Here is a 9,464-nt window from a genome sequence, read left to right on the forward strand (position 1 = left end):
TGGATGCAAACGCAGACGGCAAGCGTCGCCGTGCTAGAGAACGGGCGAGCCGACGACGTGGCGAGCAAGCTTGAAGCGGTCTTTGCGGAGGATACCGCCGCTTCTGGACCCAATGCACTGAAGGTCGTTCCTGTGCCGCGCATCAACGGCCTCATCGTCATCGCAAATAGCAAGGCGAAAGTGCGCCGCGCTGTTGTCTGGATCAAGCGGCTGGATCAGGAAAGCATCACTGATTCAAATTACTACGTCTATGCGGCGCAGAATGGCAATGCCATTGAGCTTGCCAAGATCTTGCAGGCAACTTTTGGAGAGGGAGCGTCAGCTGGCGCCACCGCTGAAGTTGCACCCGACCGGGATAGCGTGCAGGTTTCGATGGATGCAGAGTCGACAGCGCAGAATCAGGATCCCGCTCAGCAGCAGGATACATCTGGCGATGCCCAGTCGCAGGGCGGTGGGGTGGAGCCAAGCGGTGCCTCGGAGACCGCTGATGAGAGCGGCAGTTCATCGGCCTTGCCGGGAGGCATTCGGATCACCCCCAACCCTGCCAACAATACAATCGTTATCCGTGCCACGCCGAAGGAATATCGCAAGATTCTTGCGACGCTCAGGCAGATTGACGCGCCAGCCACGCAGGTGCTCATCAATGCAACAATCGCGGAAGTCGCTCTCAATGATGAGTTGCGCTATGGCGTTCAAGCTTACTTCTCGAACAGCGACGTTGGCGGAGGCTATTTTGGCAGCTCCGCGGCGGCACCCTTGTCAGGTGAACTGAAGCTGAGGCCATCCATACCCGGCTTGAATTTCTTTGTCGGCGGCATATCCGACCCGCGTGTGATGATTGATGCGCTTTCCGGCATCACCAAGGTGCGAGTTGTCTCTTCGCCCTCACTTCTGGTGCTGGAGAACGAGACCGCGACGATCAAGGTTGGCGATCAGGTTCCGATCCAGACCCAGACGCTTGTGACGGATGGCGGGAACAATGTGAATTCCTTCGAATACCGGGACACGGGTGTAATCCTGAAGGTGAGGCCGCGAGTCAGCGCCAGTGGCGTGGTGACAATTGAACTCGGCCAGGAGCTTTCTGCCGTCACGTCTGGCCAATCGCTCACTGCCGGAGGCAGCGCCGCATTCAAGAACCCCACGTTTACGCAGCGGGCGATCAATAGCAAGGTTTCGGTCAATGATCAGCAGACGGTCCTTCTTGGGGGGCTGATCAGCGGTCAGGAGGAGGGAGCCCGCAACAGTGTACCTGGCGCGAACAAGGTGCCGGTCCTGGGCAAAGTCCTTGGTACCACGTCAAACGTGGCAAAGCGTACTGAACTGATCGTCTTCATAACGCCGAAGATCATCCGCAATGGCGAGGATGCGGCACGCGAGTCGCAGGAACTCCGTGACAAGATGAAGAACCTCAACTTCAATTGAAGCCGCCCCGGCTCAGGGGACGGGCTCCGGAGCAGGTGCGGGCAATGCCTGCTCGCTGTCGTCACCTCCGTCAGTTGCTGTTGCCTGACCCACAGGGGCTAGCGCCTCGAAGAGGTTGATCGTGACATTCTGCTCCGCCGTGCCGATGACGACGGAGCGGTCCGTCACGCTTAGCAGCGTCCATGTTCCCGCGGCATTGCCTTCACGCAAGTAGAGCACCTCTCCGGATGCGGCGACGCGGAGTACCGCGACCCGCCCCATGGGCCCATTCGAGACTGCCAGAAGGTTGAAATCCTCCGCAGTGGGGCCTGAGGGCTGCGGTGCCTCGGTGGGCTGTGCTTCCACGGGCGGAGCAGGGGGTGGGGGAGGCGGCTCAACCGGGCGTGGCGCACGGCCAGGATTAAACAGCGGCTGCTCAATTATGGCCCGGAAGCGATCTGCCTCAAGCCCGTGAAGGGGGTTAAGCTTTTCTGGCTGGCCTGGGCCGGACGCGTTCGACACCTCTCCCTGTAAAGCAGCATCATTCTCTACTCCGCTTTCAGGCGTGCCGAGAAGCATATGCAATGGATTCTCAATGATCACATAGGCGCCGAGCGCGGCGGCGACGGCGGCAAGCCAGGCGAGGCGGGCGTTCATGGCGAATCCCTCCATCCAAAAGCTTCAAGCCGAAGCGATATGGCAATGTTATCGGACCGGTAGGGATCTTCCCCTGAGCGTGGAATGATCTCGAGGCTGGTGACGGTCATCAGCGGCAGGCCTGTCTCCACATCCGCCAGAAAGGTCCGCACTTGGAGGAGCCCTCCCGCCATATCGACGGCAAGGCGATAAGGAGTGGCACCCGCCGCTTCGTCGGACGGTAATGGCTGCATCCGCAGAATGTTTAAGCCGCTGCGAGATGCAGCGCTATTTACCAGGCTCTGGAAGGATGCGAGCGTTGTTCCCGCGGTGGTTCCCGGCAAGAATATTCGCTCGGGCTGGTCAGCCTCCGTGATTCTGGTGCTGAGGCCTGCACTCCGTTCTGCGCGTGCCGTCACCAAGGCGAGCTCAGCCCTCTGTGCGGCGAGCTCTTCACGCATCTGCGCGTACCAGAGAAACGGCAGAAGCGCGATGACCAGCAACAGCATGATGGCGGCTGCAGCGATGACAGCGCCTTTACGGGCACGCGGGGAAAGCGTAGCGGCCAGCAATTCACCCCTCCTGGAATCAGTCATGCAGGGCCTGTGGCCTTTTGCTTATGAACGGCCGTCAGCATATCTATGGCGAAGAGAAACATCCTCATCACTCTGGCTGTACCTCTGGCTCAATCGACTCGAGTGTGGCCTCGATCGAGAATGCGTTGGACTTCAGTTCTTCGTTGAATTGCGTCGCTGCGGCAAAATTCACGTCCTTGAACGTGCCGGAGCGTTCTAGTATTGCAATGAGCGATGGAATATCGCTGCCCTGTCCCCTGAGGGTTACAAGCGTGTCCTCGATGGACAGCCTCTCGAGCCATACGCCCTGCGGAAGCAGCTGGGACAGTTCATCAAGCACTGCTATGGCGGGCGGGCGCTGACGTCGTTTGTCATGGAGTTGCCCGGCGGCTCCGAGACGGGTGGTGCGGCTCTGCGCCAGATCAGTTGTCCGCAGGCCGCTCATCAAGGAAGCTGTCTGTTCCCGGTCCTGGTCCAGCTGATGTGATGCTTGCCAGACGAGGAGCAGGCCGCAGATGGCGATCACGCCCGAGACTGCTGCGGTGCTGAAGGCAATCCGCCTTGCCCAGCGCTCCGCAAGGCCGGCTTCCTGCTCCCCGCCAAATGCAAGCTGAAGCACCTCGCCATCTGCAAGCCTGATGCGGACTGTCTTGACGGCGGAGCCCGCGGCCAAAAGCGCCGCGGCGATTTCATCGACCAGGATGCGGCTTACAACCGCCACATCCACCCTCACATGGTCTGGATCGCCCGCAAGGGTTTTGGTGCGCATGCCGAACATGCATTGCCATAAGGGCCACGGTGCGAGGCCTTCGACCTTGTTCCGGACAATGGCCTTGAGGATGTCATGGCTCTCGGCGGGGAGCGTCATGTGATGGGTGACGGCCAGACTGGCTGAAAACTCCAGCGCGCATTCTTTGGGCAGATCTGCCCCGAGTTCCGCCGCAAGGGCATTGACCGCTGCCAGAGGACGGCCCGGGACCGTCAACACTGCTCCGGTCCGCGCACCCCCGGCGTTTAGCAGACAAGAGCTGGCCGGATCGATTTGAAACGTGTTTGCCGGCTTGCGGGCAATCGCCCAGTGCGCCGCGAGTTCGGACATCAGAGCTGCCACTGCCTGTGTGGCCTCCTTCAACGCGCCCGCGGGCGAAAGATATTGCCGTGCCGCCATTGGAGCGGTCTCCCTCATCACAGTTCTGAAATCCAGAGCGTACGGAAGGGTTGTGGCCCGTCCACGTTCAACTGGATCATCGCGCCCACATTGCTTTGTCGGATCAAGCCCTGGCCGTCCTGCACTTCCACTTCAATTACGAAAATGGAGGGCGGAGCAACCGCCAGGAAAGGCTTCAACCGCTCAAGGAGGCTCTTGAAGCCCATATCAGCTTCCCATGCGCGGCTCTTGCGCACACCCTTGATGAGGCGAAGATCCGCGCCGGTCATCCCTGGGACTGCGGCGAGAACTTCCTCTGGTGCCGCCAGCGGGTTCAACAGTCCGGTGGGATTGTAAACAGTAAGGTAAGCTGCAAGCGGCTGCGCCGCTTCGGGTTCGGTCATGGCGAGCAACTGCTCGACAGCCTGGAAAACAACGGGCGCCTTTGGTCCATTGCTTACCTTCTGCACTGGGCCATCGGCTGCCGTCGTTCCCGTGCCTTGGTCTTTCCCTGCCGCGGCCTGCTCGCGCAGGCTCGCAATGCGCCCGGCGATATCCTCTGCCGCCGCCGGGTCAAGGTTCTCCGCCAGCAAGGCTTCAATGAGCGCGAGATCGGAACGGTTGATGTCGGCCAGGCCTGCTGCATCACGGATCGAAACATTCAGCTGTACGCCATTGCCAACGTTGATTGTCTCAGCCGTTGCATCCAGAAACACCCGCTCCTCCGGCGGTGTCGACAGGATGAGCGCCTCTGCCCCCTCAAGCCCGGAAAGGAGCGCATAACGCGTCGCCAGAATCTTGGTTTCAACCCTCTGGCTGGAAATGCCGGACCGAACCAGCGCCGAGACAGCCACCACCATGACGGACATGACCGTGACTGCAAGCAGCACAGCCACGAGCACGATGCCGCGATCACGCCTCGTCACTGGTTCTTCTCCGCTTGCTGCCCGTTACACTCGGCGCCGGCAGCCGTGCATTCAATTTCCGCCTCTATCAGCAAAGACTGAACAATGACAGGCGCCCGCAACCTGCCGGTTGCGGAATCGCCAATCGTCAGCCGCACCTGCTCCGGCATTGACGATGCACCACTCCAGTTGTCAGTCCATGACCGCGACCCCGAGCGCTGCGCGCGGTAGGCGAAGGTAATGTCGAAGGCACCTTCGAGCAGCACAACGGCATCGTCCCAGTTTGTTCCGGGAAGCTTGCCTGCGGTCAAGGGTGTCCGCTCGCGAATGAGCTGCACGATCCCGCGGTCCTCGCTCACCCGCATCCGAACCATATAGAGTGCGCGGCTTGAAAGGCCTTGGCGCTCGACAACGGGAAAGACTATCTGCTGAGCGCTTCCCTCGAAAAGATAGCTCTTTGCAGTTGTTCCGCCACCACGGCGGATCTTGGCAATACGGGAAACATCCCGAACGAATAGTCCTGCCGCAGTCGAGACAGCCGCCTGGTTGCTCAGTGTCTGACGGGTCTTCCCCACACTGCGATCGATCGTTGTCATGGCAAGATTGAGGGAAACGAGCACAAGCGATACGATCGCCAGCGCTGCGAGAACTTCGATGAGCGTGACCCCGGCCTCATGCCTTCGGCCTGAGGTGATGATCCTGCAATGCGGCATGGCCACCATCATCGTGAGATCTTTATGACGGACGTGGATGCCATGCCGCCGCGATCCCATGATACGGATGCGGTCAGCCGGTAAATGCGGTAAGGCGAGGGAAGGTTCTCCGCGAAAGCAGGCGCATCCGGCGCGATTTCAAGCCGCCAGCGATATGGGCCTGACTCGCCCTGCCTCGTTGCGGCCGCTGTTGTCTCTGCCGCTAGCTCATCGGAGAGGATGGATTGCAGGATGATCCCAGCCCCTTGATGCATTTCGAGTGACCGTGCGGCTTCAAGAGAGCCAGTTGCTCCACGTGACAGGACCACGATAGCTGATGCTGCGATCGCCACCGCACAGAGCACCTCCACGAGCGAGAACCCGCGCTGCCGCGCGGCGCTAGACGCGGCGCACATCGGCATGCCCCGTCAGCCAGTTGACCCGCAACTCATACAATTGACCGCGGAAATGGAAGGGAAGCATGGCTCCCGTTGAACCTCCCGTGGGGAAGAAGCGGATGACGAACTCATGCTCCCGGCGCTCAGGCACGCGGGCGAGCCTGCCGTCAAGTGAAACGCCCGCAGGAACCTTCAGAACGAGTCCGCTCGCACTCGAAACAAGCGATCTGCCCTCCAGATCGAATATGACGTCCTGGTCGGTATGACTCTCGATGGCAGATGTGCGTGCCTGACGCATCATTGCTTCGGCCTCAATGAGAAACGATCTGACCTTCGCCGTTTCCGCAGTGCTCCGCCCGGTTTGAATCACCGCCATCGCTGCGAACGCCATGATCACCAGCACAGCGAGCATCTCCAGCAGCGTGAAGCCGGAATTTCTCCTAGCTCGAGATGTCAGCATCCTCGCCCGATCCGCCTTCCTTGCCGTCACCACCATAGCTCATGATGCGGAAGGGAGCGCCGCCCTGGCCGCCCGCGTCATAGAGATAGGCCCGCGCCCACGGGTCGGCCGGCAGTGTGCCTTTTGCAAGGTAAGGGCCGTTCCAGCCAGGAATGCTACCTGCCGGCTTCACCAGGACTTCAAGACCTTCAGCTTCCGTGGGATAGCGGCCGACATCGATGCGGAACAGTTCAACCGCTGTCACCAGGCTTTGAATCTGCACATTTGCAGTCTTGGCTCTTGAACTGCCGAGATAGCCGATGACGCGCGGTCCGATGATGCTGGCGATCAATACGAGAATGACGAGTACGACCAGAAGCTCGACGAGCGTGAACCCGGCCTCTCCGTGGGGGCCTGCCTTCTTGCCGGGTGAAGAAATCCTTTGCCGGATGTGAGTGATGTTCATGATGTGGCTCCGGTCCTGGTTAGGTCAGATCGCGAGATCGTTGATGCTGATGACGGCACTCATGAGTGAGACGATGATGAATCCCACGAGTACGCTGAGAACGAGAATGATGAGCGGTCCGAGCAGGGCAAGCGATCGATCGATGCCACGGTCGAGTTGGTCCTCCAGGATCTCGGTTGCCCGCTTGATGCTGGGCGTGAAGTTGCCCGTTTCGCCTCCGACTCTCAGCATGCGGGTGAGAAAAGACGGGAATACGCCCGACCGCTCGAGTGGCGCTACGAAATCCTCACCGCACCGGAGCGCAGTCTCCATGGCCTTGGCCGTCTCGACAATCCGGTTTGTCAGGGGCGTCTTTGAAATCAGCTTGAGGCTTCCCGGCAAAGTCATTCCGGCCTCTGTGAGTGCGCCAAGTATGCGGCAGAATTGCGCCACCTCCGCCTTCAGCAGCATGCCTCCGACCACTGGCACCCGCATGGCGAATTTCCGTAGCAGCTGAGGGAGGCTCGTCCGTTCCCAGAGCAGCGCGACGCCGAGCAGTCCCACGAGGATACCGACAGTGAATGTGATGCCGTTGGCGATGAGCCAGTCAGAGAAAGCGATGACGAAGCGCGCAGACTCCGGCACGGGCGCGCCGCTGCCCATGATCATGTCTTTGATGCCCGGCACCACGGATACCATGATGAAGGTCACGACGCCGATGGACAGCACCGTCAGCAGCAGAGGATAGGTGAGCGCCGAGATGATCTTGCTATTCGTTTTCTGCTCATGCTCGCGGGCAGCTGCAAGCTTTTCCAGAACAGACGCGAGCGTGCCCGTCGCCTCGCCTACTTCAACCATGCTGAGGAAGAAGGGTGGAAAAATCCCCGTTGAGGCCAGTGCTTCATGGAAGCTCTTGCCCTTTCGAATGTCGGCATGCAGCACGGACAGAACGGCTGAGAACCGCCGTGAGAAGTTTTCCCTGGCGAGAATTTCCAGTGCGCGATTGAGTGTCGTGCCCGCGTCCAGCAACCAGGCAAGCTGGCGGGTGAACATGGTGATCTCGTCGCTCTTCACCCGCCCGCCGGCCCCCGCGAGCGCGGCCATTCCAGTATTCGTGTCGTCCTGCTCCACCACATCGATGGGGTGAAGGCCCTGACCCATGAGCCTGCTCAGCACGAGAGAGCGGTCTGCGCCCTCAATGGTTCCGCTGACCCTCTCCCCACTGTTGCGAACGGCCTGGTACTGATAGCGCGCCATCAATCCTCCGACGTGACCCGGCCGAGTTCTTCGATGGTGGTAAGGCCAGCGCAGCACTTGGCGAAACCATCGCTCAGCATGCTTGTCATGCCAGAGAGGCGTGCCTGCTGGGCGATGATCTCGGCGGAGACATCGGGCTTGATCAGGCGGCGGAGGGTATCGTCAACCGACAGGATCTCGAAGATGGCCGCCCGCCCGCTGTAGCCGTTGCCGCCACAATAGCTGCATCCCTTCGCCTGCCACAACCTGACCGGGGCGGTGTTGCCCTGTACAGCCGCGGGCAACTGGGCGATCAGGTCTGGAGAGGCCTCATAGGGTTCGCGGCAGTGTATGCAGAGTTTGCGCACGAGGCGCTGCGCAATCACGCACCGAAGGGTCGATGCGATGAGATAGGCTTGCACACCGAGATCAAGCAGCCTGACCACGGCTCCCGCAGCAGAATTTGTGTGCAGCGTCGTCAGCACGAGATGGCCGGTGAGAGCTGCATTGACGACAATACCCGCCGTCTCGCTGTCGCGCATTTCACCGACCATGATGATGTCAGGATCAAAGCGAAGAAGCGAGCGGAGCGTACGAGCAAAGCTGAGGCCAATCTCGGGCTGCACCTGGATCTGGTTTGCGCCTTCAACCTGATATTCAACCGGATCTTCGATCGTCACGACCTTGCGCGCCGGGTCATTGATGTGGCCTAGCGCTGCTGCGAGAGTTGTGGTCTTGCCGCTTCCTGTCGGCCCCGTGACCATTATCATGCCGTGAGAATGTGAAATTTCACGCGTGAGCTGATCGAGGTTCGCAGGCGAAAGGCCCAACCGGGACAGCTCCGGCACCTGCGTGCTCGAACTGAGGAAGCGGATGGCGATGCTTTCGCCGTGGATTGTGGGCATGGTGGCCGCGCGTATGTCGTAGTCCCGGTCGCCAATCCTCAGGCGCGCCCGTCCGTCCTGAGGCAATCGCTTTTCTGCGATATTGAGGTTCGTGAGAATCTTGAGTCTTGATACGACAGCTCTTCCGAGCGCGGTTGGGAGCCGTTCCACCTCGGCCAACAGGCCATCGACACGCCGGCGGACAGTGGCATGTCCTCGCGCTGCTTCAATGTGAAGGTCGGTTGCCCGAACTGAGGAGGCCTCGCGAAACAGCCGGTTGAGAAGATCGATTGCCGGAGCGTCGAGAGCGAGATCCTTCAGCGTATCGTCATCCTCGGCGCCTGGGGTGGAGGGACCTCGCTTGCATCGGATTGAACTTGTTCGAGCCGCTCGATCGCTGCGGTCACCTCGTCATCGGACGCGATCTGGACTTCGATCTCCATGTCCGCCGCAAGCTTGATGGCGGAAAGTGTTCTGTCGTCAGTGGGGTCGCTGAGAATGACGGTGAGCCTTCCTCCATCCGTCAAAGCGGGGAGCACATGCCTCTCCCGCATGAATCGCAGTGAGAGGGCATTGGGCAGCACATGACGCTCCGGCCACTCCGTGGCGCGCCGGAGATTGAAAAGGAGGCTCAGTTCGCCTGCGAGGACCTGTTGATCGATGACGCCCTGGCGGATCAGAACGCGCAAGGGCGTGTCGCCTCCCT

The 9,464-nt window shown here is 60.5% G+C and carries 11 protein-coding genes and 1 pseudogene; 1 reads left to right on the forward strand and 11 read right to left on the reverse strand.

Features of this window, described 5'->3' with window-relative positions; genetic code table 11:
* Window positions 1-1,422, forward strand: a 1,422-nt coding sequence (locus ACILRA_RS14435; RefSeq protein ID WP_395662790.1) for a secretin N-terminal domain-containing protein, incomplete at its 5' end; no start/stop codon positions are given.
* A gap of 12 nt (window positions 1,423-1,434) precedes the next feature.
* Here the strand turns inward: ACILRA_RS14435 and ACILRA_RS14440 are convergent.
* From ACILRA_RS14440 to ACILRA_RS14490, 11 genes and pseudogenes are all read right to left on the reverse strand, one after another.
* Window positions 1,435-2,058 (reverse strand): hypothetical protein, encoded by a 624-nt coding sequence (locus ACILRA_RS14440; protein WP_395662791.1) that lies wholly within the window; start codon window positions 2,056-2,058, stop codon window positions 1,435-1,437.
* Entirely contained in the window at window positions 2,055-2,609 is a 555-nt protein-coding gene (gene gspM / locus ACILRA_RS14445) for a type II secretion system protein GspM (RefSeq protein ID WP_395662792.1), read from the reverse strand. Before gspM ends, ACILRA_RS14440 begins: the two co-directional genes overlap by 4 nt.
* A 91-nt stretch (window positions 2,610-2,700) precedes the next feature.
* The gene (locus ACILRA_RS14450) at window positions 2,701-3,780 is read right to left on the reverse strand and encodes a PilN domain-containing protein (RefSeq protein WP_395662793.1); all 1,080 of its coding nucleotides are present in this window, start codon (window positions 3,778-3,780) and stop codon (window positions 2,701-2,703) included.
* A gap of 17 nt (window positions 3,781-3,797) precedes the next feature.
* Window positions 3,798-4,655, reverse strand: a complete 858-nt coding sequence (locus ACILRA_RS14455; protein WP_395662794.1) for a hypothetical protein — start codon at window positions 4,653-4,655, stop codon at window positions 3,798-3,800.
* Between the two features lie 26 nt (window positions 4,656-4,681).
* Window positions 4,682-5,437, reverse strand: coding sequence for a prepilin-type N-terminal cleavage/methylation domain-containing protein (locus tag ACILRA_RS14460; RefSeq protein WP_395662795.1), 756 nt, complete (start codon window positions 5,435-5,437; stop codon window positions 4,682-4,684).
* Entirely contained in the window at window positions 5,386-5,778 is a 393-nt protein-coding gene (locus ACILRA_RS14465; RefSeq protein WP_395662796.1) for a prepilin-type N-terminal cleavage/methylation domain-containing protein, read from the reverse strand. The genes ACILRA_RS14460 and ACILRA_RS14465 overlap by 52 nt, the downstream gene beginning before the upstream one ends.
* Complete coding sequence (locus ACILRA_RS14470) at window positions 5,756-6,250, reverse strand: prepilin-type N-terminal cleavage/methylation domain-containing protein (RefSeq protein WP_395662797.1); 495 nt, start codon at window positions 6,248-6,250, stop codon at window positions 5,756-5,758. The genes ACILRA_RS14465 and ACILRA_RS14470 overlap by 23 nt, the downstream gene beginning before the upstream one ends.
* Window positions 6,195-6,659: a type II secretion system major pseudopilin GspG gene (gspG, locus tag ACILRA_RS14475; protein ID WP_395662798.1), complete on the reverse strand. Its 465-nt coding sequence runs from the start codon at window positions 6,657-6,659 to the stop codon at window positions 6,195-6,197. Before gspG ends, ACILRA_RS14470 begins: the two co-directional genes overlap by 56 nt.
* A gap of 24 nt (window positions 6,660-6,683) precedes the next feature.
* Window positions 6,684-7,895: a type II secretion system F family protein gene (locus ACILRA_RS14480; RefSeq protein WP_395662799.1), complete on the reverse strand. Its 1,212-nt coding sequence runs from the start codon at window positions 7,893-7,895 to the stop codon at window positions 6,684-6,686.
* Complete coding sequence (locus tag ACILRA_RS14485) at window positions 7,895-9,130, reverse strand: GspE/PulE family protein (protein ID WP_395662800.1); 1,236 nt, start codon at window positions 9,128-9,130, stop codon at window positions 7,895-7,897. The genes ACILRA_RS14480 and ACILRA_RS14485 overlap by 1 nt, the downstream gene beginning before the upstream one ends.
* Window positions 9,076-9,464 (reverse strand): annotated as a pseudogene (locus tag ACILRA_RS14490) (hypothetical protein); the annotation flags it as partial. The pseudogene ACILRA_RS14490 and the gene ACILRA_RS14485, both read right to left, overlap by 55 nt.

Origin of the sequence: Aestuariivirga sp. (assembly GCF_044239095.1) — a bacterium.
Lineage (GTDB): Bacteria > Pseudomonadota > Alphaproteobacteria > Rhizobiales > Aestuariivirgaceae > Aestuariivirga.

Excerpts from the sequence above, each read along its gene's own strand:
- ACILRA_RS14440 (WP_395662791.1), bottom strand. The coding sequence starts at position 2,058 with ATGAACGCCCGCCTCGCCTGGCTTGCCGCCGTCGCCGCCGCGCTCGGC.
- ACILRA_RS14450 (WP_395662793.1), bottom strand. The coding sequence starts at position 3,780 with ATGGCGGCACGGCAATATCTTTCGCCCGCGGGCGCGTTGAAGGAGGCC.
- ACILRA_RS14460 (WP_395662795.1), bottom strand. The coding sequence starts at position 5,437 with ATGGGATCGCGGCGGCATGGCATCCACGTCCGTCATAAAGATCTCACG.
- ACILRA_RS14465 (WP_395662796.1), bottom strand. The coding sequence starts at position 5,778 with ATGCCGATGTGCGCCGCGTCTAGCGCCGCGCGGCAGCGCGGGTTCTCG.
- ACILRA_RS14470 (WP_395662797.1), bottom strand. The coding sequence starts at position 6,250 with ATGGTGGTGACGGCAAGGAAGGCGGATCGGGCGAGGATGCTGACATCT.
- gspG (WP_395662798.1), bottom strand. The coding sequence starts at position 6,659 with ATGAACATCACTCACATCCGGCAAAGGATTTCTTCACCCGGCAAGAAG.
- ACILRA_RS14480 (WP_395662799.1), bottom strand. The coding sequence starts at position 7,895 with ATGGCGCGCTATCAGTACCAGGCCGTTCGCAACAGTGGGGAGAGGGTC.